The following is a 26,353-nucleotide window of genomic DNA, read 5'->3' as shown; positions in this document are numbered from 1 at the left end:
CGACGACGGCGGAGGCCCCAGTATGGGCGGCCCCCGCCGTCGTTTTGTTGTTACTTACCGGTTACGTTGTAGTACAGCGGGACGCCGTCCCAGCCGTAGTCGACGTTGGTGACCTTGTCGCTCCAGCCGCCCTGGGCAACCTGGTACCACAGGGGGATGGCCGGCAGGTCCGTCAGGAGGATCTCCTGGGCCTTGTTCATGGCCTTGTTGCCGTCGCTGACCGACGCGGCGTTCAGGCCGTCGGAGATGGCCTTGTCGAACGTCGGGTTGGCGTAGCTGGCGTCGTTGGAGCCGGCACCGGTCTTGTAGATCGGGCCGAGGAAGTTGTACAGCGACGGGTAGTCTGCCTGCCAGCCGGCACGGATGGAGCCGGTGAGGGTCTTGGCGGTGGCGTCGTTGCGGGCTTCCTTGAAGGTGGCGTACGGCTTGCCTTCAACCTTGATGCCGAGCGAGTTCTTGAGCTGGTTGACTACTGCCTCAACCCAGGCCTTGTGTCCGCCCTTGTCGGCGTTGTAGGCAATGGTGAACGTCTTGTTCGCGTCCCACTTCTGGATGGCGTCGGCCTTGGCCCAGGCTTCCTTGGCCTTGTCGGCGTTGAAAGTCAGGTTCTCGGCTCCGGGGATCGAGTCGCTGTAGCCGTCAAGCACGGGGGCCGTGAAGTCCTTGGCAGGCTGGCGTGCGCCGTTGAAGATCACCTTGGTGATCTCTTCGCGGTTGATCGCCATGGAGATCGCCTGGCGGCGGAGCTTGCCGGCCTCGCCGCTCCATTCCGGCAGGTATTCCGGGATGGCGATGGTCTGGTTGCCGGCGTAGGGCTTGTTGATGGTGCGGTCGCCGAGGTCAGACTTGAAGTTCTTCAGCGCGCTGGTCGGGATGGTCTGCAGGATGTCCAGGTTGTTGGACATCAGGTCCTGGTACGCCGAGTCGTCGTTCTGGTAGATCTTGAACGTCACGCCGGCGTTCTTGGCCTTGCGCGGGCCGTTGTAGTCCGGGTTCGGAACGAGCTGGATCTGCACGTTGTGCTGCCAGCCGCCGTCCGCGAGCTTGTACGGGCCGTTGCCGACCGGCTTCTCGCCGAAGCCCTTCGGGTCCTTCAGGGCACCGGAGGGAACCGGAACAAACGCGGTGTAGCCAAGGCGAAGCGGCCAGTCAGATTCCGGCTGCTTCAGTTCGACGGTGAACGTCTGGTCGTCAACGACCTTCAGGCCGGACATGGTCTCAACCTTGGAGCCTTCTGCGCTGGCTTCGTCGTAGCCCTTGATGCTTTCGAAGAAGCCACCGCTGAGCTGGGCGTTCTTGGCTGCGGCACCGAAGTTCCAGGAATCGACGAAGGACTTGGCCGTGATGGCCTCGCCGTTCGTGAACTTCTGGCCCTTCTTGACCTTGATGGTGAAGTGCTGGCCGTCCTTGCCCTCGATGGACTCGGCGAGTTCGTTGACCGGCTTGCCGCTGGGGTCGTAGCTGACCAGGCCCGCGAAGATCATGTCGATGACCTTGCCACCGCCGACTTCGTTGGTGTCGGCGGGCATGAGGGGACGCTGGGGTTCGGAGCCGTCGGCGAGGATCACTTTGCTGGTGTCGCCGCCGGTACTGCCGCTACCGGTTGCGGAGCCGCTGGCACCGCATCCGGTCAGGGCGAGGGCGGCGATAGCCACCATGCCCAGTGCTTTGGAAGTGCGCGAAAAACGCATTCCGCCTCCTATGAGTTGTGGGAGTTCGTGAGGGAAAAACTTATGCTTCCCCGTAAGCAGGCACAGGGGTATCCCCTGTGACGTGGCCTACATATGGAAGTAGCCTAGCCCTAAACCGTCCAAATGTTGGAACTCTGTTGCCAAACCGTGATCCGACAATCTCATGACGGCTAACGTCATGTGGAGTGTATTTCAAGTCACACGCTACCGGCTGGTAGTATTCGGCCGCGGAGTGACCTGGGTTACTCGTCCTTAACTGGAATCTGCCGGTTTTCGCCCCTGCTCCGACCCCCTCCGGGTAAGCCTCAGCTGGCCCCTGACAGCAGCTGCGCGCGCAGTTCGCGGCGCTCGCGCTGCTTGTCCGGATCCGGCAGCGGAACCGCCGCCAAAAGCCGCTGGGTGTAGGGCTCCTGGGGATTGCGGAGGATCTGGTCGCGGGTCCCCTGCTCCACGATCCTGCCGCGCTGCATGACACAGATCCGGTCCGCGAGCACGTCCACCACCGCGAGGTCATGGGTGACGAAGAGGCAGGCGAACCCCAGTTCCTTCTGCAGGTTCTGGAACAGATCGAGCACCTTGGCCTGGACTGAGACGTCGAGGGCGGAGGTGGGCTCGTCGGCGACCATCAGCTTGGGCTTGAGCGAGAGGGCCCGCGCGATCCCCACGCGCTGCTTCTGCCCGCCGGAGAGCTCGTGCGGGTAGCGGTTGCGGTAGTCGCGCGGCAGCTCGACCTGGTCCAGCAGCGCCTCAATCCGCCGCTGCAGGTCGGCGCCCCTTGCGACCCGTGCGAGGAACATCGGCTCCCCGATGCTCTCCCCGATGGGCAGCCTGGGGTTCAGGGACGACGACGGATCCTGGAACACCATGCCGACATGCCGGCGCATCTCGTGGAGCTGCCGGCCGTTCCTCTTGGCGGCGGAAATGTCCTGCCCGACTACCCGCATGGTGCCTGCCGCCACCGGCAGCAGGCCGACGGCGGCCCGGCCGATGGTGGTCTTTCCGGAGCCCGATTCGCCGACGAGACCGACCACCTGTCCGGGATAGATGACCAGATTGGCCCCTTCCACGGCACGGAAGGCCGGCACCCGGCCCTGCTTCGGGTACTCGATGGCGACGTCGCTGAGCTCCAGGACCGGCTCGCCCTTCGGCTTCGCCGCTTCGGCCGCGGCCAGGGCGGCGGCGTTTTCGCGTTCGCGCCGGATCAGCTCGTCTTCCGGAATGGAGAGGATCTCGACGTGGGTCGCGGCGGCGAGGGCGGCGGTGACGTCCACGTCCGCCGTGGCATCCGTGCCGCCCTGGCCCAGGTGTGGGACCGCAGCCAGCAGCGCCTTGGTGTACTCATGCTGCGGGTTGTGGAAGATCTGTGCTGCCGTGCCCGTCTCCACGATCAGGCCCTTGCGCATGACGGCGATCCGGTCGGCGAGGTCGGCCACCACTCCCATGTCGTGGGTGATGAGCACAATGGCACTGTCCAGTTTGTTCCGCAGGTTGCGCATGAGGTCAAGGATTTCGGCCTGCACCGTCACGTCGAGGGCCGTGGTCGGCTCATCGGCAATGAGCAGCTTCGGGTCGCAGGAGAGCGACTGCGCGATCATGGCGCGCTGGCGCTGGCCGCCGGAAAGCTGGTGCGGGTAGGACCGGAAGGCCTTCTCCGGATCGGGCAGTTCGACAAGTTCCAGCATGCGCAGGGCCCGGAGCCGGGCTTCTTCCGGGGAAACTTCATTGTGCAGACGCACAGTTTCGACAATCTGCGAGCCCACGGTGTACACCGGGTTCAGGGCCGTCATCGGCTCCTGGAAGATCACCGCGACGTCCTTGCCGCGCACCGCGCGGATATTGGCCTCATTGCTCCCCAACAGCTCACGGCCGGCGAGCTTGACACTTCCTCTAACACGGCTGTTACTGGGCAGCAGGCCGAGCAGCGCCATTGAACTGGCGCTCTTTCCGGAGCCGGACTCCCCCACGATGGCTAGTACTTCGCCGGCCCGGACCTCGTAGTTCAGGCCGATCGCGGCCGGGACCCATTTCTTGTCCACGCCGAAATCCACGCTGAGATCCCGGACCTCCAGGACAGTTTCGCCTTTGCCAGGCACGGGTGACGCCGGCGGATCGAGGGTGATGAAGTCAGTCATGATGGGCTATCCTTCCGCCCGGGCCGCCGGTGCACCGGGGATTAGTGCTGCGGCTCGGAATACTGAATTATTGGGGGCATGAGCTCTACGCCGCACGCCGGGAATGTTGAAGTCTTCAAAGCACGAACCAACAAGTGGTTCGCCTTGCTGTCCTGGGCGGTGGCCGCGTTCGGTGTCGTGGCTACGGTCGTCATGGCGGGTCCGGGGGCGCTGGGCGGCATCGCCCCGCTGGCCTTCATTGCCTTCATGGGCTGGCAGCTGTTCTGGATGCCGTCCGTTGTAGTTCACGACGCCGGCGTCACCCTGGAGAATCCGTTCCGCTCGATTGAGGTGCCGTGGGCCGCGCTGGTGCACGTCGATACCCGTTTTGCATTGACGCTGGTCACCGCCCGGAAGAGCTACACCTCCTGGGCTGCGCCCGCCCCCGGTATCTGGGGCGGCCGCCATGCCCGCCCGGAGGACCTCCACGGCCTGCCGGCAACCACCTACGGTCCCGGCAAGTCGGTCCGTCCGGGAGATCTGAAGACCACGGACTCCGGCCAGGCTGCCATGCTGGTGCGGGCCCGGTGGCATGACCTGGTGGAAGGCGGGCAGCTCGCCGCCGGCGACGCCGCCAGCACCGCGGCAACGGTGACCGTCCGCTGGGTGGCGATTGGCGCCGTCGTACTGCTTCTGGCGGCGAGCTACCTGGCGATTACCGCCCGTTAGAGCGGTCCTGCAGGGGGCCAGCATCTACTGGCCCCGTGTTCCGTCAGCTGGCCCGTCGTTGCGGGGATCCTCAGGCGCCGGGGTGCCCAGTCCGGTGACGGTACCGGCCTGCACCGCGGCACCCCCATGATCGGCCGCCTTCTTGGCATTGAACTTCTTCTGCCGCGGGTCAAAGGCGTCCCTCAGGCCGTCGCCGATGAAGTTGATGCTGAGGCAGATGAGCACGATGAACATGCCCGGGAACCAGAAGAGCCACGGCCGCGTGGCGAAGGCCTGCTGGTTCTGGGAGATGAGCAGGCCCAGTGACGTGTCCGGGGCCTTGACGCCGACGCCGAGGTAGCTCAGCGCCGTTTCGGTGAGGATCGCGGCGGACATGGTCAGGGTCACGTTGACGATCAGCACGCCGACGGCGTTGGGCAGGATGTGCTTGAAGATGATCCTGGCGTTGCTGGCGCCGGAAATCCGGGCCGCATCCACGAACTCGCGTTCGCGCAGGGACAGGAATTCGCCGCGCATCAGTCGGGCCAGGGCGACCCAGCTGATCAGGCCCAGGAAGATTCCGAGTGCCAGCACGCCGTTGGTGCTGGCGAACGAGGCGAACCAGCTCCCCTGGTCCCGGCGGCCGGCGAGGGCGGCCATGACGGCGGCCAGCAGCAGGGCCGGAATGATGATGATGACGTCGGTCAGGCGCATCAGGATGGCCTCGGACCAGCCGCGGAAGTAGCCGGAGATGGCACCGACCACGACGCCGATCAGGCCGGCGATGAGGCCGATCACGATCATGATGGTGATGGACTGCTGCGCGCCGCGCATGGTCATGGCGAAGAGGTCGCGGCCGATCCGGTCCTGGCCGAACGGATGTTCGCCCCAGGCCAGGGGCCACAGTGATGAGGTGGGTGCGCCGCCGTTGACCAGTGGCGAGACCTGCGTGTGGGAGTACTTCCACCAGCCGGGGATTCCCAGGTAGCCCACCGAGGTGAAGGCCAGGACGAAAATGAAAGCGAACACCACGAGGCCGATAATGGCGCCGGAGTGTCCGAGGAAACGCTTCCGGACGATCTGGCCCTGACTGAGCCCCTTGGCCTCAAGGACCGGCTCAACGCCGGCCGCGGCTGATATCCGCGAGGCTTCGTCTTCGGCCATGATTACTTCCTGCTGACTTGGCTGGCTCATGCTTTTACCCTTACGCGCGGATCCAGTGCGGAGTAGGCGAGGTCCGCGATGAGGTTGAAGACCATGGCCGTGATGGCCACGCAGATGAAGACGCCCATGACCGGGTTGGGATCGGTGTGCGCGATCCCGTCCAGGAAGAGGAAGCCCATGCCGCGGACCGAGAAGACGGTTTCGGTGATGACGGCACCGCCGATCAGCGCCCCAATGTCGAAGGCCACGATCGTGGCGATCGGGATCAGGGCGTTGCGGAACGCGTGGCGCATGATGACGGTCCGCTCGCTCAGGCCCTTGGCCCGGGCCGTGCGGATGTAGTCCATGTTCATGATTTCGAGCATCGAGGCCCGGGTGAAGCGGGTGTAGCTGGCCAGTGAAATGAGGATCAGGGCCAGGGTGGGCAGGATCAGGTGGGTAAAGGAGTCAAGGCTCAGGACCCAGAAGTCGCCCTGGATGTTCGGCGTGCTGGCACCGATGGTGGCGATCGGCCGGCCGCGCACACGGCTGTTGTTGAAGTAGCTGGGCCATGCCTGCATGTACCGGTCCAGCAGGATCAGGAAGCCGACCAGGAACGAGGTGATGGCTGCCGCCCGCATGGACTGCCCGCGGTCGTACCCGCCCACCAGGTAGCCGATGCCCATGCCGATCAGGACGAAGACGACCGCGAGGACCACGATCATCAGGAATGTGGCCTCGTTGAGCAGCGGCTGAAGGAGGAAGTAGAGCACGACGCCGACGCCGACGGCGATGAGGGCCGACTGCAGGGCCTTGCGGTTTTTCAGCCCGGCGGAGAGCAGGGTCACGGCGAACGCGATGCCGACACCGGCGATGGCGATGACCACGGGGCCCAGGCCCGGGGTCTTGAACCATTCGGTGGCGGAGAAGTAAATGAGCACCGCGGTCACGAAGGCGAAGGCGACGGCGCCGGCCAGCAGCCGGCGCCGCATGGTCCCGCCCGCCGCGACGGCTGTCACTGCGCCGACGACGACGCCGATCCCGAGGGCCGCGGGCAGCGGCACGTTCGGGTTCCGCAGGAAGTCATTGAAGCCGATGGCGCCGAATTCCTTGAGCAGGACGGCGACCCAGAAGATCGGCAGGGAGAAGAACAGGAAGGCCATGAACGTCACGCCGTAATCCAGGGTGCTGTACTGCCGCAGGGCGGTGACGATGCCCAGGGTGATGCCGATCAGGATGGCGAGCACCGTTGCCGCGGTGACGAGGGTCAGGGTCTGGACGAGCGCGAAGCCGAGGGCTTCGGTGATGGGCTGACCGGCGATGTTTTTCCCGAGGTCACAGGAGTTGGCGAACGGAACGAGGCACTGGACAGCGCCGCCGAACCATTTGAAGTACCGCAGCGGGGCCGGGGTGTCCAGCTGCAAGAGCTCGGTCCTCGCGTCCATGAGCTGCTGCTTCTGGGGCGTGGGGTTGGCGCGGAATTCCTCGAGGGGATCCCCGGACGCCGCTGTCAGGAGATATACGAGGTAGGACGCACCGAGAAGGATGAGGGCGGCAGTCACGAGCCGCCGGAAGATGTAGGTCACCATTGGAATAGAACCTCGGAATTCGGGCCCAGGGATTGCCCGGACCGGTCGCGGAGTTTGGCCGGTTCCCGCCGATGTGGCGGCGGGACCACGGCATCGTCAGGGATGTCGCCAGAAAGGCGCCGGGACCGAAGAAGCTGTGGTCCCGACGCCTTTCCAGCAGTGTTACTTGGGGTCGCGGGCTACTTCTGCGCCCATTCCCAGAAGTTCCACCAAACGCCGGTCTGGTTCGGCATGTACTTCACACCGGTGATGCGGTCGCTGTATGCGTCCACGCCAACCGACTGGAACAGCGGCAGGCCGTAGGCCGAATCCCAGATCATCTTGTCGATCTGAGCAACGAGGCCGTCCTGCTTGCTCTTGTCGGTGGTGACAATCAGTTCGTCCATCAGCTTGTCGGCTGCGGGGTCACTGAACTTGTTGAAGTTGGAGTCGTTGCCGGACTTGAAGATCTGCGGAACGCCGGAGACGCCGACACCCGAGTTGCTCCAGCCAAAGATGGTGGCATCGTAGCTGCCGTCACCGAGGGCCTTGCCCCAGTCAGACTTACCGAGGCCGCCGTCGACGATCTTGAAGCCGGCCTTGGTGGCGGACTCGCTGATCAGGGAGAAAGCGTCAACACGGTTGGGGTTGTCCTTGTTGTACATGATGCGAACTTCGGGGGTGGCGCCGTTGAGGAGCTTCTTGGCACCCTCGATGTCCACACCCTGGTAGGAGGAGGAACCATTGTTCTTGGCCGAGTCGGCGTACGGGGCCTGGTCCGGAACGAAGAGCTGGGAGTCAAGCGGTGCAGCCTTCGGATCAAGCTTCTTGACGATCTTGTCGACGATGTCCGTACGCGGGACGGCCTTCATGAACGCCTCGCGGACGTTCTTGTCGGCAAACGGGCCCGAGTAGTTCAGGTCGATGTGGTCGTACGCGAGCTGGTTGCCGACGTCGACCGTCACGCCCTGGCTTTCGAGTGCCTTGAGCTGCTCCACGGTGTCCGCGGATGCCTGCGGGGCGATGATGTCCGCCTCGCCGTTCTTGAGAGCCTGGACCTGGGCAGGTGCCTCACCGATGTAGCGGACGGTGATTTCGTCCAGATTGGCTTCCGGTCCCCAGTTGTAGTCCTTGTTCTTGACCATGGTCAGGGACTGGTCCTGGTTGATGCTCTTGACGAGGAACGGGCCATTGGAGAGGTACAGGCTTGGATCAGCCGGCAGGGTCTTGGTGTCAAAGCCCGTGTTCCACATGTCCGCCATGGCCTTGAGCTGGGCGTTCGCCGGCTTGGGGGCCTTGGAATCGCCGCGGGGCATGCCCTTCAGCAGGTCAATGAACGCCTTGGTGTCCGCCAGGCCTGCCTTCTTGGCCAGGACGTGGGCGGGGATGTCGATGCCGGGGCCGCCGATGGCGATTTCCCAGTCCGCGAAGGGCTTGGAGTACTTCAGCGTCATGCTGCGGCCGTCGTCACCGAGTTCCGGGAAGTCGGTGAGGGCGATACCGGTGGGGTCACCGGCGTAGGAGAAGTAGGACGTTCCGGTCTTACCTTCCGCGTCGGCGTCGTTGTAGTAACCGGAGAAGGCGGCCCACTGCAGCACAAGGTCGGCTGCGGTAACAGGAGTGCCGTCGGACCACTTCACGCCGTCGTTGATGGTGTACTTCACCGTCAGCGGATCGTCAGAGACCTTTTCCATCTTGCCGAACTTCTCATTGCGGACAACGTTGAGCTTGTTGTCGATGTAGAAGAAGCCCGAGTGCGTGGCGTAGCTGACCTTTGAGTTGATGTCAGTGTTTCCATCGGCCGTGTTCGGGTTGAACGTGTTAAACGCGTTGACCTCTACTACGGTTGCCGATCCGCCTTGCTTGCTTGCTGCCGCCGCAGTGGTCGGGGTTGTCCCGCCGCTGTTGCCCGCGCAGGCGCTGAGGGCGATGGCAGCTGCTGCCGCCACGCCCACTGCTTTGGAAATACGACCCAAGCGCATTCCGCCTCCTTGTTTCTGTGGTGTGGGTGAGACCGGCGCCGAAGGCGCCAGACAGACGTCCACACTCCCCCAGCGGCAGTGTGGCCCGTCTCACATGGCATGAAGCGTAACCCCAAAGGCCGTTCGGAGCCACCAAAGTTGACTCACCGTAAAGTTCGTTATGGAGCTGCAACATTGGGCAGGTTCCGCAGGGCCAGCTTTCCCACAAAACGTTGACGGGGGCGTAACAAAAGGATAAAAGCGCCGCACACAGGAAAAGCCCCGATCCGAGAATCGGGGCTCCTCCAGTTAATCCTTAATTACTTGGCAGAATTACCGCGCTGCCGGGCGGCGGACGTCAAACGTTGAAACGGAATTCGACCACGTCGCCGTCGGCCATGATGTATTCCTTGCCTTCGATCCGGACCTTGCCGCGGGCCTTCGCCTCGGCCATGGAACCGGCCTCGATCAGGTCATCGAAGGAGACGACCTCGGCCTTGATGAAGCCGCGCTGGAAATCGGAGTGGATCACGCCGGCGGCCTGCGGGGCGGTGTCGCCCTGGCGGATGGTCCACGCGCGGGTTTCCTTGGGGCCGGCCGTCAGGTAGGTCTGCAGTCCGAGGGTGTGGAACCCGACGCGGGCGAGCTGGTCGAGCCCGGATTCATCCTGGCCGTTCATTTCCAGCATTTCGCGGGCTTCGGCCTCGTCGAGCTCCACCAGGTCGGACTCGAGCTTGGCGTCCAGGAAGATGGCGTCGGCCGGTGCCACGAGGGCGCGCAGTTCCGCCTGCTTCTCCGGGCTGCCGAGGATCCCCTCGTCGGAGTTGAAGACATAGATGAAGGGCTTGGCGGTGAGCAGGCCGAGTTCCTTGAGGTGCTCCATCTCCAGCTTGTCGCTCTTGATGGAAGAGAAGATGGTGTCGCCGCGTTCCAGCACTGCCTGCGCCGCCAGGATGGCTGCCAGCTCGGCTGCTTCCCGCTTCTTGATCTTGACTTCTTTTTCGATCCGGGGGACGGCCTTTTCGATGGTCTGCAGGTCGGCCAGGATCAGCTCGGTGTTGATCGTCTCCATGTCGGAGCTGGGATCGACCTTGCCGTCGACGTGGATGACGTCAGGGTCATCGAACACGCGGACAACCTGCGCGATGGCCTCGGCCTCGCGGATGTTGGCCAGGAACTGGTTGCCGAGGCCCTCGCCCTCGGAGGCGCCCTTGACGATGCCAGCGATGTCCACGAAGGACACGGCGGCGGGCAGCAGGCGCGCGGAGCCGAAGATGCCGGCCAGCTTTTCAAGCCGGGCATCCGGCAGGTTCACGACGCCGATGTTGGGCTCGATCGTGGCGAACGGATAGTTCGCCGCGAGGACCTGGTTGCGGGTCAGTGCGTTGAAAAGGGTTGATTTGCCGACGTTGGGCAGTCCGACGATGCCAATAGTAAGAGCCACGAGCATATATTCTACCCGCACCAGCCGCCGGCCGTTGCGGCGGCCTGCGGCTGCGCCTGTGGGGTGACATGGTGCCGGCGCTGGCGCAGGGCGTTGTGCGGGCGTTCCCGGGGCGTTGTCGGGGCGCTGCGGCGGGTACACCCCGGGGCGTTCCGGGGTGTTCCGGGCGTCGAAGCCAAAACTGTCACAGGGGCATGCCACAGTGAAGGCATGGAAGCTTTTTCACTGATTCTCGCCCTGCTCATGCTGCTCACGGGCGCCGTCACGGGCGCCGCCGTCGTCTATGTCCTGCTGCGCCGGCGCTATCTGGCCGTGGAACAGGACTTCGACGGCGTGTCAGCCCGGCTGTCCGACGTCAGCGCCCAATTCGCCGCCGCCGACGCCGAGAGGCGCCTGCTCGCGGCCCAGAACCGCGAGCTCGGCGAGTCCCGGAACCAAGACGGCAGTGTCCTTCGTGCGCTGGCGCCCGTGGCGGAAAAGCTCACTGCCGTGCAGCAGCAGGTATCCCTGCTCGAGCGCGACCGGCTGGAGCAGTACGGCCAGCTGGCCCAGCAGCTGCAGGAGGCCCGCCTGTCCGATGAGCAGCTGCTGCGGTCCACGCATGCGCTGGAGTCAGCCCTGCGCTCCAACAGCGCCCGCGGACAGTGGGGCGAGGTCCAGTTGCGCCGGGTGGTCGAGGCGGCAGGCATGCTGCGGCACGTGGACTTCCACGAACAGGTCCACAGCGGGCAGGCCCACAGCTCCGGCACGGACGGCAGCCTCCGGCCCGACCTCGTGGTACAGCTGCCCGGCGACAAGCAGCTGGTGGTCGACGCAAAGGTCCCGCTGGCGTCGTATCTTGCCGCCCAGGACCTCGGCGCCGCCCAGGCAGGCCAGCAGTCCTCGCAGCTGCCCGGCAGCCAGCAGGCGCACCTCGCCGCCCATGCCAAGGCCCTGAAGGCCCATGTGGACGCGCTGGGCAGCAAGAAGTACTGGGACATCCCAGGCAACTCTCCGGAGCTGGTGGTCTGTTTCCTGCCGGCGGAATCGATCCTGGCCGCCGCCCTCACGGCCGACCCGGCCCTGCTGGACTACGCACTGGCCAAGAACGTGGTCCTGGCCTCCCCCGGGACCCTGCTGGCGGTGCTGAAGTCGGTGGCGTTCACGTGGCGGCAGGACGTGTTGACGGACAGCGCCCGGGAACTCTTTGAGCTCGCCCGGCAGCTCTACGACCGGATGGGCACGCTGGGCGAGAACGTCACCAAGCTGGGGTCCTCGCTGAAGACCTCGGTGGAGCGGTACAACTCCATGGTCGGGACCCTTGAGGCCCGCGTCCTGCCCACCGCGAGGAAACTCAACGCCCTGGAAGCCGCCGGACTGGCCACTCCCCCCGCCGTCGAAGTCACACCGCGGGCAGTCGCAGCCCCGGAACTTCAGTCCCGTGAGGAGTCAGAAGAATCCGCGGCCTAGGTGTACTGCGCTCAGGTCACCGCGCCCAGGAGTGTTCAGTCCCAGGAGTGTTCAGTTCCAGGACTGTCCATCGGTCCGGACTGTCCGGCGCCTAAGACTGTTCGGGGCGGGTGCCGCGGCCGCCGAGGGCGCGGGTGACGTCGCCGGCCTGCTTCAGGGTTGCCCGGAGCTCCTTCGGCAGGGAGAACAGGAGGTCTTCCTCGGCCGTGACGACTTCCTCGACCGATCCGTAGCCGTAGTCGGCGAGCAGCCGCAGCACGTCCTTGACGAGGACTTCCGGTACAGAGGCCCCCGACGTCACGCCCACCGTGGCGACGCCCTCGAACCAGGTCTCGTCAACCTCATTGGCGAAGTCGACCCGGTAGGAGGCCTTGGCGCCGTATTCCAGCGCCACCTCCACGAGGCGGACGGAGTTTGAGGAGTTGGCGGAGCCCACCACGATCACCAGGTCCGCCTGGGGCGAGATCTTCTTGATGGCGACCTGGCGGTTGGTGGTGGCGTAGCAGATGTCGTCACTGGGCGGGTCCTGCAGGGTGGGGAACCGCTCCTTGAGCAGGCGCACGGTCTCCATGGTCTCGTCCACGCTGAGGGTGGTCTGCGAGAGCCAAATGACCTTTTCCGGGTCGCGGACCGTGACCTTGTCGACCTCGTGCGGGCCGTTGATGATCTGGATGTGTTCGGGGGCCTCGCCGGCGGTGCCTTCGACTTCCTCATGGCCGTCGTGGCCGATCAGCAGGATGTCGAAGTCATCCTTGGCGAACCGGACGGCTTCCCGGTGCACTTTGGTGACCAGCGGGCAGGTCGCGTCAATGGTGCGCAGGCCGCGGTCCTCGGCGGACTGGACGACGGCGGGCGAGACTCCGTGCGCGGAGAAAATCACGAGGGCGCCTTCCGGGACCTCGTCGGTTTCATCGACGAAGATGGCGCCCTTTTCCTCCAGGGAGCTGACCACGTGGACGTTGTGCACGATCTGCTTGCGGACGTAGACCGGCGGGCCGTAGTGTTCCAGGGCTTTTTCCACCGCGATGACTGCACGGTCCACGCCGGCACAGTAGCCGCGCGGGGCTGCCAGGAGGACTTTTTTGGGGCCGGGGACCCGGGCCGCGGCCAGGACGTCTTCCGGTGAACGCCGCCTGCGCGGAACGGATGGCATCGGAACGGAGACAGCGGTGGTGGTCATGCTCCCATGCTACCGGTGTTCAATCGTGCCCCGTTTGCGGCCGCCGGCGACCCGGACAGCCACTCCCGTGGCCACCAGTGCTGCCCCCGCGACGGCTGCAGCGACGATCCACTGGCCGAAGCTGGCAGAGCACGCCGCGACGAATTCGTTCTTGAACAGCTCCGCCACGTCGTTGCCGCTCGAGGTCCCGGCGACCGCGGCGCCGGCGGCATCGCTGGCCAGCTTCCATACCCCCGCGAGTACCAGCGTTCCAACGCCCATTCCGACCAGCACCGTCCACCGGCGTCGGGCCGCAACGAAGGCCAGAATGAAGGCGATGGCCGCGCCGACGGCAACGGCGTAGCCCATCGGGGCGTAGACGGTGACGCGTTCGATCATCTGGCGCTGGTCTGACTGCCCGATATGGATCAGCACCTGGCCGGGCGCCTCCAGCGGAAGGGTGGTCGCCGCAGTGACCTGCTTGGCCACCAGCCCGGCAAGCGGCGCGACATCCAGGGTGAGCGAGGAGGTGCCGTCCACCTCCGGCGGCAGTGTGCTGGGGTCGGCGAACGTGAGGCGGTGGCTCTTGCGCAGGGTTTCAGCCCACGCCTCGGGGTAACCGGGCAGTCCCGTCAGCGAGCGCGCCGCGCTGTCCAGGACGGGCCGGGCCAGCTCCGTGAAGGCTTCGGGAATGCCGGCGCTGGCGGCCAGGCCGTCGACGGCGGCCGCGGCCAGCCGCTGCTGGAACGCCGGGTCCTTGCCCAGGGGCGCGGTCAGGGCAACGAAGCCCTCTTCCTGGACGATGTTCTGGTCCACCCACATGGCTGGAACGGCGACGGCTGCCATCAGGAGCCCGACGAGGACGGCGACGGCAGAGACAAAAGTGCGCAAGGGATTCCTAGGAGGTTGATGGCATCCCTCCCATCCTAGGGCGGGGCCGGGCGCGGCCATAAAGTCGGAGCCCGGTGGTAATGCTATGGATAGAGTTGACAGTGACAACTTCCGGCTGCCGGCGGGCCCACCCGCCGGGGAGCGGGCCGCCGGCAGTCGCGGTGGCAAAGGACATGCCGTAAAGGGCACGCAGCAAAGGACACGCACGCATATGCACAAGGCACTCCACCAGGCACTTCCGGCCATGGAGCCCACGCATGCCTGAGGACGCGGCGGCGGCCACCACGCTACCGGCCACCGCGGCCCAAACCAGTCCGGACAACCCCTGGCCGCTGCAGTTGCTGTCCCAGAAGCTCAAGATGCATATCGACCGCGCGCCCTCGGCATGGGTTGAGGGGCAGGTAATCGAGCTCAACCGGCGTGGCAGCAACGCCTACCTGACCCTGCGGGACATCGACGCCGAAATCTCGCTGCCGGCATCGGTCTGGACCACAGTGCTGGACCGCCAGGCCGCCCCGCTGGAACGCGGTTCCCGGGTTGTTGCCCTGATCAAGGCCGAATTTTGGCTCAAGACAGGCCGGCTGAACATGTCCGTGAAGGACATTCGGCCTGTAGGGCTCGGCGACCTCCTGGCCAGGATCGAGCGGCTGCGCCAGGCCCTCGCCGCCGAAGGACTCTTTGCCGATTCCCGCAAAAAGCGGCTTCCACTGCTCCCGCACCGGATCGGCTTGATCACCGGCCGCGACTCTGACGCCAAGAAGGATGTGCTGCGCAACGCCGCCCTGCGCTGGCCGGCCGTCGAATTCGAGATCCGCGAAGTAGCGGTCCAGGGGAACACCGCCGTAACCCAGATGATCGCGGCCTTGCGGGAGCTCGACGCCCATCCCGTGGTCGACGTCATCGTCATCGCCCGCGGCGGAGGCGCCCTCGAGGACCTGTTGCCGTTCAGCAGCGAGGAGCTCATCCGGGCCGTCGCGGACGCGTCCACCCCCGTGGTGAGCGCGATCGGGCACGAAGCGGACCGGCCTATCCTCGATGACGTCGCCGACCTCAGGGCATCCACGCCCACCGACGCCGCGAAGAGGATAGTTCCCGACGTCGCCGAGGAGCTTGTCAGGGTCCGGCAGGCCCGGGACCAGCTCCGTCGCGGGGTCACCCGGCTCGTCGAACGCGAGAGCGACCGGCTGGCCTCCCTGCGTTCGCGCCCCGTGCTGCTCTCCCCCGACGTCATGATCAGCCAGCGCCACGAGGACGTCGAACGGCTCAAGGTCCGCTCGCACTCGGCGATCAGCGCCGCCGTCGTGCGGGCAGCGGACCAACTGGTCCACCTCAAGGCGCAGGTGCGCGCACTCTCGCCGCAAAAGACACTGGATCGCGGCTACGCGGTGGTCCAGCTCGCCGGCGCCGGAACGGCCCCAGCGGCGCACCGGGACGTGGTGCGCCATCCCTCCCAGGCGCCCGCCGGCACGGATCTCACGGTTCGGGTGGCCGGCGGCCGGTTCACCGCCCAATCCACGGGCGGCCAGGAACCGACCGAAGAATAACCCGGCGGACAGACACGGCCACACGGCCACACGTCAGCGCCCCGAACAGGCACCGCCCGTCGGTGCCACAGAACCCGGCCACCCGTCAGCACCGCAGACAGCGTCACCGCGGCAGAACACGCGACAACCAAGGAGCACCCACATGGCAGCAGAACCCAACCCGAACGCCGACATCGAGGCCCTCAGCTACGAGGACGCCCGCGAGCAGCTGGTCGCCGTGGTGGGCAAGCTGGAGGCCGGCGGCGCAAGCCTGGAGGAATCGCTCGCTCTGTGGGAACGCGGGGAAGCACTGGCCAAACGCTGCGAACAGTGGCTGGAAGGGGCCCGCAAGCGGCTCGCCGCGGCCCGGGACCAGGCTGCCGACAAGAACTAGGCAGCCGCCCTTCAAAGACCGCCGGTCAGGACCGCTGCACCAACTCGCGTTCCAGGTCCAGGTCCACGTCCGGAACCGGCCACTGGAGGTCCAGGCTGTCGAGGGCCTCCAGGAGGAGCTGCTGCACCGCGATGCGCGCGTACCACTTCTTATTTGCCGGCACGACATGCCACGGCGCCAACTCCGTGTTGGTCTTCTCAAAGGCCTTCTGGTATGCGTCCATGTAGTCCGGCCAGAAAGCCCGTTCCTTCAGGTCTCCACTGCTGTACTTCCACTGTTTAGTGGGGTCATCCAGCCGGGCCAGGAGCCGGTCTTTCTGCTCGTCGCGGCTGATATGCAGCATAACCTTGACGATCTTCGTTCCGGCAGCTGCCTGCCGGGCCTCAAACTCGTTGATGGCCCGGTAGCGGCGCTCCAGTTCCTCGGCGTCCACCCAGCGGTGGACGCGGTGGATCAGGACGTCCTCATAGTGGGAACGGTCGAAGACCCCCATCATGCCGGCCGCCGGCACTTCCTTTTCGATCCGCCAGAGGAAGTCGTAGGACTGTTCCTCGGGCGTGGGCGCCTTGAACGACTTCAGCTGCACGCCCTGCGGATTCATCTGGCCCATCACGTGGTTGACGATGCCGCCCTTGCCCGCGGTGTCCATGGCCTGCAGGACCAGCAGCACGCGTTTCTTGCCGCCGGTCCTGGACTCGGCGAACAGCTGCTCCTGCAATCGCGTGAGCTTGCCGTCGAGTTCGCCGAGCAGCTGCTCGCCGTCGGCCTTGTCGCCGTCGTAGCCGGGCGTCGAGCCCGGGTCCACCGACTCCAGGCTAAAGCCCTTCCCGACCTTCAGGAGTTTCGAGGGGTGGTCATCGAATGTCGCGGAGCCTGCCATCAATGCCTCTTTCCGGTTGGCGCAGCCGCAGTAGGCGGAGCAGGAGCCCCGTTGCGCTGCTGACCGAAGCCTAGTTCCCCTTGTACCGGCTCAGGAAGTCCGCCATGCGGTTGATTGCTTCTTCGAGGTCCTTGACGTTCGGCAGCGTCACCATCCGGAAGTGGTCCGGCCGGACCCAGTTGAACGCCCTTCCGTGGGACAGAAGGATCTTCTGCTCGCGGAGCAGGTCCAGGACAAATTTCTCGTCGTCGCGGATGTGGTAGACCTCGGGGTCCAGCTTCGGGAACAGGTACATCGCCCCGCGCGCCTGCTGCGTGCTGACGCCCGGGATGGCGTTGAGCATGTCATAGGCCTTGTTCCGCTGTTCCAGGAGACGCCCGCCGGGCAGGATCAGGTCATTGATGCTCTGGTAGCCGCCGAGGGCGGTCTGGATGGCATGCTGGGCGGGCACATTGGCGCAGAGGCGCATGTTGGCCAGCAGGTTGATGCCCTCGAGGTAGTCCGCGGCGGCCTTTTTCGGCCCGGAGATGGCCATCCAGCCGGCCCGGAAGCCGCAGACCCGGTAGGCCTTGGAGAGCCCGCTGAAGGTCAGGCACAGGACATCGTCGCCGGTGAGCGAGGCGAGGTTTACGTGTACCGCGTCTTCGTAGAGGATCTTCTCGTAGATCTCGTCGGCGAACAGCACCAGGCCGTGCTTCTCCGCGAGGGCGACGATCTTCTTCAGCGTCGCCTTCGGGTACACCGCACCTGTCGGGTTGTTCGGGTTGATGACCACGATGCCCTTGGTGCGCGGCGTGATCTTCGCTTCCATGTCCTCGAGGTCGGGCTGCCAGCCGGATTCCTCGTCGCAGAGGTAGTGCACGGGCTTCCCGCCGGCCAGGGCAACCGAGGCCGTCCACAGCGGGTAGTCCGGGGTGGGGATGAGGACCTCATCGCCGTCGTCGAGCAGGGCCATGAGCGACATTGTGATCAGTTCGCTGACGCCGTTGCCGAGGTAGATGTCATCCACGTGGATGTTCTGGATCCCGCGGGTCTGGTAGTACTGCGAGACGGCGGTGCGGGCCGAAAAAATGCCGCGCGAGTCGCTGTACCCCTGGGCATGCGGCAGGTGGCGGATCATGTCCACCAGGATCGCGTCCGGCGCTTCAAACCCGAACGGGGCCGGGTTTCCGATGTTCAGTTTGAGGATGCGATGACCCTCCGCCTCCATCTGCTGGGCGGCCTGAAGAATCGGTCCACGGATGTCGTAAAGGACATTATGAAGCTTGGTGGACTGCTTGAATTCTGCCATTCATCAAATATGCCATATGGAGGATGTACTTCCGCTGAGACATGACTCACAGCCGGGCGCCGCAGTAACAACAACGACGCCGGAGCCCGGGCTGAATGCCCGGACCCCGGCGTCGCAGGGTCGTCAGCGGTCTACTGCTGGGCGAGGCCCTTTTCCTTCAGCCACGCGTCGGCGGCATCTTTCGGGTTCTGCTTCTGGCTGCCGCTCACGGCACGGTTGAGGTTGATGAGGTCTTCCGTGGTGAGGACCTTGGAGACCGCGTTGAGCGTTTCCTTCGCCTTGTCCGTCATCTTGGCCGAGTTGTACAGCGGCAGCACCTGCTGGGCGATGAAGTTGTTCTTCGGATCCTCCAGCACCACGAGGTCGTTGTCCGGGATGGACGGGGTGGTGGTGTAGATGTCCGCGACCTGGACCTGGTCCGAGAGCAGCGCCTTGAGCGTGACGGCGCCGCCGCCGTCGCTGAACGGCTCGAGTTTCTTGGGCACGCAGTTGTAGTTCTTCGCCAGGCCCGGCAGGCCGTACGCGCGCTCGGCGAAGGTCGCCGGGGCGCCGATGACGAGGTCGCCGCAGACCTTCGCCATGTCTTCGATGGACTTCAGCTGGTACTTCTCGGCCGTGGCCTTGGTGACCACCATGGCGTCCTTGTCCTCGGCCTTGGAGGCATCGAGCACCGCCAGGCCCTGCGGGAGCTTGGTCGGGAGTGCCTTCGCGATGTCCTCGGCAGACACCTCGGTGGCGTCCTTGTTTACATACAGCAGCAGGTTGCCGCTGTAGTCGGGGACAACGTCCACCGAGCCGTCCTGGACTGCTTTGATGTAGACCTCGCGCGAGCCGATGTTCGGCTTGGTGCTGGCGGTGACGCCCGCGGCGTTCAGGGCGCCGGCGTAGACCTCGGCCAGGATCTGGCTCTCGGGGAAATCAGCCGACCCGATCACCAGGGCACCGCCGGAACCGGAGGCTGCACCGCTGCTGGCCGGGGCCGAGCTCAGCGGGTTTGATGAGCCTCCGCAGGCGGACAGGGCCATGGCCAGGCCGACGCCGACGGCCAGGCCGCCGAATGCGCGCCGGCCAAGGCCTCGTTGGCGGGATTCCTTCATGACGTACCTCCTTGAACAACAGTCTCCGCGATCACGGGGTCTGTGAGATCAACCGCAGCCTGCTGGCTGCGGTTCGGCTTGGATGAGGCGCCCCGTGACAGGAACAGCCTCTGAATAAGGGCAAGGATGAGGTCGACGCTGATCGCAAGGGCGGCGATCAGCAGCGAGCCTCCCAGCATTTGCGGGAAGTCGGAGAGCACGAGCCCGTCGAACAGATAACGGCCCAGGCCGCCCAGGTTGATGTAGGCGACTACGGAGACGGTGGCGATCACCTGGAGCACCCCGGTCCGGAACCCGCCGTACATCACCGGCAGCGCGTTCGGGAATTCAGCCCGGAACAGGACCTGCCACTCGGTCATGCCCATGGCGCGGGCGGCATCCACCACGTTGCGGTCGACGCTGGAGATTCCGGCGTAGGTGCCGGCGAGCAACGGCGGCACGGTCAGGATCACGAGCGCCCAGATCGGCGGCATCAGCCCGATGCCGGCGAGCAGGACGAACAAGGTGAGCAGGCCGAGGGTGGGCAGGGCGCGCAGCGCGCCCGCGACTGACACGATCACAACCCGCCCGCGGCCGGTATGCCCGACGAACAGTCCGATGGGGACGGCGATCGCGATGGCGATCACCATCACCAGGCCCGTGTAGAACAGGTGTTCGGCCAGCCGCACCGGGATTCCGGCACTGCCGGACCAGTTCTCCGGATCGCTGAGCCAGGCGAAGGTGTCCGTGACGACGTTATTCACGCGTTTCCCCCTCCGGTCTTGGGACGCGAAAACCGCATCGCCGCGACGGCGGGGGCAGTCTTGTCCGGTCCCGCATCTGAACCGGCGCCGGCACCCGTGGCCGCCGCGGCCCGGGTCCACGGCGTCAGCAGCCGTTCAAGCAGCACCAGGACGGCGTCCATCAGCAGCGCCAGGATAAGGATGGCGACGATGCCCACCACCACTTCGGTGACGAAGTCACGCTGGAGGCCGGAGGTGAAGAGCATTCCGAGGTTGCCGATGCCGAGCAGCGCCGCGACGCTGACCAGCGAGATATTGCTGACCGAGACCACGCGCAGCCCGGCGAACAGCACCGGCAAGGACAGCGGCAGGTCGATCTGCATGAAGCGGGCGACGGGTTTGAACCCCATGGCGACGGCGGCCTGCCGGAGGTCCTCGTCCACCGAGTCGAAGGCATCCAGCGTGGCGCGCACCAGCAGGGCGACGGCGTAGATGGTCAGAGCCACCACCACGTTGACCGGATCCAGGATCCGGGTTCCGAGGATGGTCGGCAGGATGATGAAAAGCGCCAGCGACGGGATCGTGTACAGCAGCGAGGACCCGGTGAGCACCACGGACCGGAGACCGCGGCTCTGCCGGGCGAGCTGGGCCAGCGGAACGGCTATGAGGACCCCGAACACCATCGGCAGGATGGCCAGGATGAGGTGCTGGCCGGCGAGGCTGAAGACTTCCGCCCTGTTGGCCAGGAACCACTCCATCAGAGCCCTCCGTGCCGGACGCTGCGGTCTGACTCGATGACGGCGAGGACTTCGGCGGCTGCGATGACCCCGGCCACCCGGCCGTCGTCGTCCACGGCGACGCCAAGGCCCGAGGGTGAGGACAGGGCCGCGTCCAGTGCCCGGCGGAGCGTGTCCCCCTTGCGGAACAGGGAGCCTCCGGGAACCATCGCCGGGGCGGTTCCGGTGGCGCCGCGGGGCCCGGCCCAGCCCAGGGGCCGGAGCGAGTCGTCGACCACCAGTTGCCATTCATCGGAGCTGCCCTCAGCCCTGAGCTGATCGGGCGTGAGAGTGGGGACGGGGTGGATGGTGACACCGTCAGAGGGGCTGAACGCAAGGTGCCGGAACCCGCGGTCACGGCCCACGAAGGAGGCCACGAACTCGTTTGCCGGGGCCCGCAGGATCTCCGCCGGGGCGGCGTACTGCGCCAGCTTGCCGCCGACGGCGAACACGGCCACTTTGTCGCCCAGGACGGTGGCCTCGTCGATGTCGTGGGTGACGAAGACGATCGTCTTGGCCAGGTCATGCTGGAGCCGGAGCAGCTCCTTCTGGAGTTCATCGCGGACCACAGGGTCCACGGCGCTGAAGGGCTCGTCCATGAGCAGCACCGGAGGGTCGGCCGCGAGTGCCCGGGCCACGCCCACGCGCTGCTGCTGTCCGCCCGAAAGCTGGGACGGGTACCGCTTGCCGAGCGAAGAGGCCAGTCCGACGACGTCGAGCAGTTCCTGGGCGCGCTTGCGGGCGTCGGCTTTGGACACGCCGTTGAGCCGGGGAACGGTGGCGATGTTGTCCAGCACGGAGCGGTGCGGCATCAGCCCGGAGGACTGCATGACGTAGCCCATGGACCGCCGCAGCTGTGCGGCAGGGATTGAAGTGACATCGGCCCCGTCCACGGTGATGACGCCGGACGTGGGCTCCACCATGCGGTTGATCATCCGCAGGGACGTGGTCTTACCGCAGCCGGAGGGCCCGACGAAGACAGTGATGGCGCCCTTATCGATGGACATGGTCAGCCCGTCAACGGCGGCCTGACCGCCCTGGTACTGCTTGGTGACGTTCTGGAACTCGATCATGGCTTCGGCCATTTCCGGGCTTACCTAACTGTTGGCGGCAACATTGGTCGGGCCGGCGCACTGTTCGTCAGTGTGCTGGCCATAAAGCAGTTAGCTCATAGACTAACCAGCACCCCGGACTATGTCAGCGGCGCGGGGCTCCCGTAAGGCTTCGGAAGCACAACGATTTTGGATGGGTGGCGCGCCGGAAATTCTTCCGGCGCGCCACCGCGGCCCTTGTCTCACCCGGCGGCGTGCTTCAGCGGGGACGCCGCGCACCCTTCGCGCCACTGTTATCTCTGCCGTGACCGCCCTTTCCGTTGTTCTTGCCACTGCCGTGGCCGTGCGCGTTTTCGTGGTTGTCCCGTTCGGCCGCCCGCTGGCTCTTGCCCGCCACGGCGATCTTCTGGTGCCATTCGCGCTGGTAGGCGCGCCGTGCCGCCGCGTCGTGGCGGCGCGCGAGGGCGGCGAGTTCGCGTTGCAGCTTCAGGTAGCTGGCCCACCGGCGGTCCTCCAGTACGCCGTCGGCGAGCGCGGCCTGCACGGCACAGCCGGGCTCCCGGCCGTGCGCGCAGTCCGAGAAGCGGCAGTGCTCGAAGAGCTCTTCGAGGTCGCCGAACATCTCCTCCATTCCTCCCTCGGCGTCGAAGACCCCGAATCCGCGCACCCCCGGTGTGTCCATCAGGACGGCGCCGCCGGGCAGGGGAACGAGCGCGCGGGACGTCGTGGTGTGCCTGCCCTTGCCGTCGCCCGCGCGCACGGCCCCCGTCTCCTGCGCCGGGACGCCGGCGAGGGCATTGATGAGCGTGGATTTTCCGGCGCCCGAGGGCCCCAGCAGCACCAGCGTGCCGCCGGGTGGCAGATGGCCCAGCACTTCGTCGAGGCCATCGCCGTTCTCGGCAGAGGTGGTGATGACGTCGACGCCGGCTGCCTGGCGCACGACGGTCGCCACGACGTCGTCCGCGAGGTCCGCGATGTCCGCCTTCGTGATGATCACGAGCGGTGTGGCACCGGAGTCCCACGCCGCGACCAGGGTCCGTTCGAGCCGGTTGTGCGTGAGCGGACGATCCACCGGAACGACGATGCCGACGACGTCCATGTTGGCGCCAAGGACCTGCGCCTCGGACGAGGCATCGAAGGCACGCTTGCGGCTCAGCTCCGAGTGGCGGGGCAGGATCCCCACGATCGCGGGCTCCCCCGCCGCGTTCGGACCCAGCCAGACCCAGTCCCCGGTGGCGGGAAGCTCCCCGCCGCGCGGGTAGGGCAGGTGGGCGGTTCCGCCGCCGTCGGCCACGAGGACGAGGTTGCGGTCGACCCGGATGACGCGGCCAGGGCGGTCGCCTCCCGGCACCGGCTGGGCCGCGAACCGCTCGGCGACGCCGGCCGTGTAGCCGTAGAGCACAGGACCTCCGGGGCCGGACTCATCGGATGGCCCGGACGAAGGAGGTACAGATGAATGAGGTACGGATGAATGAGGTACTGATGAATCGGTGAAGAGGGCGCCACCGGCGCCCCGGGATGCAGGATGAATGGTCAACGAAAACCCTTTGGTGGGGCCCCGTGGTGTGGCGCGTGCGCGCTGCGGCGGCTTGGGATGCCGCGCGCGGAGACTAGCGCTCGATGGCTAGGCTGCGCCGTGGGACGGGGCAGGCGTAATGACATGGCTTGTATCGGTGCGCTGCGCGCTCAGAAATATCGCATTCATTGCTTCCACCTCCCCGTAGATAGCCGGCCTGCTACGGCCGGCGGTTTTTACAGAATAGCCATGGTGCCCGTGCCTGGCTAGCCGTTTAGCCGGAAAGTTTTCCGTTCAGCGGCCGCTCACGGTACAGACGCAGCCCGGCATCCACGAGCGAGACCCGGTTCAGCTGCGCCACCTCATCCAGCGGAATCCAGGCCGCGTGGGTGGTGCTGCCGTTCACTTCGTGACGCAGTTCCCCGCCCGTGATCGTCGCCTCGTAGACCAGCCGGAGCGACTGGAAGTCCCGCACGCCGCCGTCGAGCCGCACTTCGGACGGCCAGTGCCCGACGTCGATGCCCAGCATGGCGCCGACCTCGGCGTCGTAGCCGGTTTCCTCGTGGATCTCGCGGCGGCACCCATCCACCGGGTGTTCGGCCAGGTCCAGGCCGCCGCCGGGCAGCGTCCAGCCCTCCCTGCCGTCCTGCTTCCAGTACGCCAGGAGGATCCCGGCATCGCGGATGATGACGGCGTAGGCGGCGGGCCGGGTGTCGAATTGCATGCTCATCCCTCCAGCGTAGTGGCCGGAGGTTCGCCTCCGTCTAGCCCTGTTCCGCCACCAACTGCAGCACACCGAACACCGGCTCCTGCGCCAGGACCCGGACATCGGTGATCCCCGCGGCGGCCAGTGCCGTGCGGAACGACTCCTGGAGCGTCGGCACGTTCATGCCGAGTCCGCCGCCCAGGATGACGGGGCCCTCGATGCCGAGCTGCCGGACGGTCTGCGCGGCGAGGTCGGCGAGGTCGCGCCCGGCCTGCTCCATGAGGGCCCGGCTCGGCGCATGCCCGGCGTCTGCAGCCTCCACCACGAGGCGGGCCTGCTGGGCCCAGAACCGGCGCCCGGTCTCGGGCGAGTGGAACATGGCGATCAGCATGTTCGGGTCATCCACCCCGCAGGATGCCAGCAGGGCGCTGGTGAGCTCGTCCGGCTCCAGCCCCTGGTTCATCCGCCGCAGGCTGTGGCGGACGGCCTCCCGGCCCAGCCAGTAGCCGCTGCCCTCGTCGCCGAGCAGGTAGCCCCAGCCCCCGGCCCGCGCTTCCTCGCCGTCTCCGTTCCGGCCCCACGCGGCCGAGCCAGTGCCGGCGATCACTGCGACGCCGGTGCTGGCGCCGCCTGCAGCGAGCAGCAGCCGGGTGTCGTGGACCACCGTGATCCGCGCACCGGGCACGTGCGGGGCAATCAGTGCCCCGAGCGCCGCGGCGTCGTCGTCGGTGTCGATGCCGCCGGCTCCGACGTAAACCTGGCCCACTGCTCCCCCGCCGATCCTGCCGAAGAGTTCCGCCAGGTTGCGGGCCGCGTCCTCGGGGCTGACGTTCTGGACATTGGAGCTGCCCACCGATTCGTCGGCCACGGGCGCGCCGTCTTCGAACCGGACGCCCCGGGTTTTGGTGCCGCCGATGTCCAGACCGATCACGGCCCCCGTCCTCGCCGTGCCAGATGGCGTGGTGGAAGATGGAACGGAGTCCGCCGCCGGCGGCATGTCAGTGTTAGTCACTGGAACAGGTTACTGAATCGCTGCAAGGAGCCCGCAATGCCCCACGATCTTTTCGGCACACCCGTCATCGCTGCGCCCATGGCCGGGGGCACCTCCACACCGGCCTTCGTCGAGGCCGTGCACCGGGCCGGCGGTCTGGGCTTCCTCGCGGCCGGCTACAAGAGCGTGGCGGCCATGCAGGCGGAAATCCGCACTGTCCGGGAGTCCGGCGCGCGGTTCGGCATGAATGTGTTTGTCCCGGATCCGGCCCAGCTGCCGCCCTCCGCAGCGATGCTGGCGGAGCTCGAGGATTACCGGCTGCAGCTGCGCACCGACGCCCGGCGCTACGGCGTGGAGCTTCCGCAGTTACGGCTCGACGACGACGACGAATGGCAGGGAAAGATCGATGCCCTGCTCTCAGACCCCGTGGAGCTGGTCAGTTTCGCCTTCGGGCTGCCGGGCCCGGACGTCGTTCGGGCCCTGCAGCGGGCGGGATCGGCGGTGCTGGCCACTGTCACCACCGCGGCCGAGGCCGTGCAGGCGGCAGCCCAAGGCGTGGACGCCCTTGTCGTGCAGCACGCGAGCGCCGGCGGACACAGCGCGGCGTTCCTTCAGGCCCCGGAGCCGCAACCGGCTTACACGGCGGAACCGGGCGGCACGAAGGAGCAGCCAAGCCGCACGACGGCGGAACCTGGCGGCACGACGGCGGAGCTGCTCGCCGAGGTGCGGTCCGCCGTCGAGCTCCCGCTGGTGGCTGCGGGCGGCATCATGGATGCGGCCGGGCTGGACGCCGTGCTGCGTGCCGGGGCCGTCGCCGCCCAGCTCGGCACCGCGTTTCTCCGCACTGACCAAAGCGGCGCCAAGCAGCTGCACAAAGATGCCCTGGCGGATCCGCATTTCACCCGAACCCGGCTGACACGCGCCTTCACCGGCCGGCAGGCCCGGGCCCTGGAGAACGAATTCGTCCGCGACCACCCCGAGGCGCCGGAGGCCTACCCTGCCGTCCACCACCTCACGGCGCCCATCCGGGCCGCGGCCACCGCAGCCGGCGACGCGGAACGCCTGAACCTGTGGGCGGGCACGGGCTGGCGGAAGGCACAGGCCGGACCCGTGGCCGGCGTCGTGCAAGGGCTGCTCGCCGGCCGCTGACCGCCGCTGACCGCCGCGGACCCCGTCCGAACCCCTGCCCGACCCCGCAGCCGCCGGCAACGTGCCAAACCGCCGTCACCTTACGGCGACCTCGGGGCTATCCGGCGACCTGAGTGCACCGGCCCCGCTCA

General features: G+C 66.6%; 22 protein-coding genes. 5 read left to right on the top strand and 17 right to left on the bottom strand.

The genetic code is table 11. The annotated features are described in order from the left end of the window. Positions 1 to 50: 50 nt before the first annotated feature. Positions 51 to 1,691, bottom strand: coding sequence for a peptide ABC transporter substrate-binding protein (locus B5X90_RS04585; protein ID WP_079550296.1), 1,641 nt, complete (start codon positions 1,689 to 1,691; stop codon positions 51 to 53). 305 nt (positions 1,692 to 1,996) lie between these two features. After that, positions 1,997 to 3,823 (bottom strand): ABC transporter ATP-binding protein, encoded by a 1,827-nt coding sequence (locus B5X90_RS04580; protein WP_079550294.1) that lies wholly within the window; start codon positions 3,821 to 3,823, stop codon positions 1,997 to 1,999. 78 nt (positions 3,824 to 3,901) lie between these two features. Here B5X90_RS04580 and B5X90_RS04575 point away from each other — a divergent pair, with 78 nt between their 5' ends. Then, complete coding sequence (locus B5X90_RS04575; protein ID WP_079550292.1) at positions 3,902 to 4,531, top strand: PH domain-containing protein; 630 nt, start codon at positions 3,902 to 3,904, stop codon at positions 4,529 to 4,531. A gap of 24 nt (positions 4,532 to 4,555) precedes the next feature. On the opposite strand, the gene B5X90_RS04570 is transcribed toward B5X90_RS04575, so the two are convergent. The 4 genes from B5X90_RS04570 to ychF form a co-directional block, all read right to left on the bottom strand. Continuing rightward, a complete protein-coding gene (locus B5X90_RS04570) occupies positions 4,556 to 5,674 on the bottom strand; it encodes an ABC transporter permease (protein WP_079550290.1) in 1,119 nt (372 codons plus the stop codon). Between the two features lie 26 nt (positions 5,675 to 5,700). Continuing rightward, positions 5,701 to 7,242: an ABC transporter permease gene (locus B5X90_RS04565; RefSeq protein WP_079550288.1), complete on the bottom strand. Its 1,542-nt coding sequence runs from the start codon at positions 7,240 to 7,242 to the stop codon at positions 5,701 to 5,703. A gap of 179 nt (positions 7,243 to 7,421) precedes the next feature. After that, a complete protein-coding gene (locus B5X90_RS04560) occupies positions 7,422 to 9,203 on the bottom strand; it encodes an ABC transporter family substrate-binding protein (RefSeq protein ID WP_079550286.1) in 1,782 nt (593 codons plus the stop codon). Between the two features lie 337 nt (positions 9,204 to 9,540). Then, positions 9,541 to 10,626, bottom strand: coding sequence for a redox-regulated ATPase YchF (ychF, locus tag B5X90_RS04555; protein WP_079550553.1), 1,086 nt, complete (start codon positions 10,624 to 10,626; stop codon positions 9,541 to 9,543). Positions 10,627 to 10,836: 210 nt separating this feature from the next. On the opposite strand from ychF, the gene B5X90_RS04550 reads away from it, so the two are divergent. After that, positions 10,837 to 12,075, top strand: coding sequence for a DNA recombination protein RmuC (locus B5X90_RS04550; protein WP_079550284.1), 1,239 nt, complete (start codon positions 10,837 to 10,839; stop codon positions 12,073 to 12,075). Positions 12,076 to 12,166: 91 nt separating this feature from the next. Here the strand turns inward: B5X90_RS04550 and B5X90_RS04545 are convergent, their stop codons facing one another. Further along, positions 12,167 to 13,255: a 4-hydroxy-3-methylbut-2-enyl diphosphate reductase gene (locus B5X90_RS04545; RefSeq protein ID WP_079550282.1), complete on the bottom strand. Its 1,089-nt coding sequence runs from the start codon at positions 13,253 to 13,255 to the stop codon at positions 12,167 to 12,169. 9 nt (positions 13,256 to 13,264) lie between these two features. Then, the gene (locus B5X90_RS04540) at positions 13,265 to 14,125 is read right to left on the bottom strand and encodes a hypothetical protein (protein ID WP_079550280.1); all 861 of its coding nucleotides are present in this window, start codon (positions 14,123 to 14,125) and stop codon (positions 13,265 to 13,267) included. Positions 14,126 to 14,382: 257 nt separating this feature from the next. On the opposite strand from B5X90_RS04540, the gene xseA reads away from it, so the two are divergent. Next, positions 14,383 to 15,669, top strand: a complete 1,287-nt coding sequence (xseA, locus tag B5X90_RS04535) for an exodeoxyribonuclease VII large subunit (RefSeq protein ID WP_079550278.1) — start codon at positions 14,383 to 14,385, stop codon at positions 15,667 to 15,669. A 142-nt stretch (positions 15,670 to 15,811) separates the two neighbouring features. After that, positions 15,812 to 16,042 (top strand): exodeoxyribonuclease VII small subunit, encoded by a 231-nt coding sequence (locus B5X90_RS04530; protein ID WP_018773784.1) that lies wholly within the window; start codon positions 15,812 to 15,814, stop codon positions 16,040 to 16,042. Between the two features lie 25 nt (positions 16,043 to 16,067). Here B5X90_RS04530 and B5X90_RS04525 read toward each other — a convergent pair whose 3' ends face one another. From B5X90_RS04525 to B5X90_RS04485, 9 genes are all read right to left on the bottom strand, one after another. Next, positions 16,068 to 16,922: a polyphosphate kinase 2 family protein gene (locus tag B5X90_RS04525; RefSeq protein WP_079550276.1), complete on the bottom strand. Its 855-nt coding sequence runs from the start codon at positions 16,920 to 16,922 to the stop codon at positions 16,068 to 16,070. A gap of 70 nt (positions 16,923 to 16,992) precedes the next feature. Beyond that, positions 16,993 to 18,213, bottom strand: coding sequence for a pyridoxal phosphate-dependent aminotransferase (locus tag B5X90_RS04520; protein WP_079550274.1), 1,221 nt, complete (start codon positions 18,211 to 18,213; stop codon positions 16,993 to 16,995). 131 nt (positions 18,214 to 18,344) lie between these two features. After that, positions 18,345 to 19,310 carry an ABC transporter substrate-binding protein gene (locus B5X90_RS04515; protein ID WP_079550272.1) on the bottom strand — a complete coding sequence of 322 codons (966 nt, stop codon included), beginning with the start codon at positions 19,308 to 19,310 and terminating at the stop codon, positions 18,345 to 18,347. Continuing rightward, positions 19,307 to 20,053 carry an ABC transporter permease gene (locus B5X90_RS04510; RefSeq protein WP_079550270.1) on the bottom strand — a complete coding sequence of 249 codons (747 nt, stop codon included), beginning with the start codon at positions 20,051 to 20,053 and terminating at the stop codon, positions 19,307 to 19,309. The genes B5X90_RS04515 and B5X90_RS04510 overlap by 4 nt, the downstream gene beginning before the upstream one ends. Further along, on the bottom strand, positions 20,050 to 20,790 hold the full coding sequence (locus B5X90_RS04505) for an ABC transporter permease (RefSeq protein WP_079550268.1): 741 nt from the start codon (positions 20,788 to 20,790) through the stop codon (positions 20,050 to 20,052). Before B5X90_RS04505 ends, B5X90_RS04510 begins: the two co-directional genes overlap by 4 nt. After that, entirely contained in the window at positions 20,790 to 21,893 is a 1,104-nt protein-coding gene (locus tag B5X90_RS04500; protein ID WP_079550266.1) for an ABC transporter ATP-binding protein, read from the bottom strand. Before B5X90_RS04500 ends, B5X90_RS04505 begins: the two co-directional genes overlap by 1 nt. Before the next feature lie 226 nt (positions 21,894 to 22,119). Further along, positions 22,120 to 23,262, bottom strand: coding sequence for a ribosome small subunit-dependent GTPase A (gene rsgA / locus B5X90_RS04495; protein WP_079550264.1), 1,143 nt, complete (start codon positions 23,260 to 23,262; stop codon positions 22,120 to 22,122). A gap of 388 nt (positions 23,263 to 23,650) precedes the next feature. Further along, positions 23,651 to 24,106: an NUDIX hydrolase gene (locus tag B5X90_RS04490; RefSeq protein WP_028275721.1), complete on the bottom strand. Its 456-nt coding sequence runs from the start codon at positions 24,104 to 24,106 to the stop codon at positions 23,651 to 23,653. A 34-nt stretch (positions 24,107 to 24,140) separates the two neighbouring features. Then, positions 24,141 to 25,079, bottom strand: coding sequence for an N-acetylglucosamine kinase (locus tag B5X90_RS04485; RefSeq protein WP_079550262.1), 939 nt, complete (start codon positions 25,077 to 25,079; stop codon positions 24,141 to 24,143). A 51-nt stretch (positions 25,080 to 25,130) separates the two neighbouring features. On the opposite strand from B5X90_RS04485, the gene B5X90_RS04480 reads away from it, so the two are divergent. Continuing rightward, positions 25,131 to 26,222, top strand: coding sequence for a nitronate monooxygenase (locus B5X90_RS04480; RefSeq protein WP_179129050.1), 1,092 nt, complete (start codon positions 25,131 to 25,133; stop codon positions 26,220 to 26,222). Positions 26,223 to 26,353: the final 131 nt, after the last annotated feature.

Source organism: Arthrobacter sp. 49Tsu3.1M3 (assembly GCF_900168135.1).
Lineage (GTDB): Bacteria > Actinomycetota > Actinomycetes > Actinomycetales > Micrococcaceae > Arthrobacter.
The sequence above is the reverse complement of the archived record's forward strand: the minus strand, read 5'-3'. Positions and strand labels throughout refer to the sequence as shown.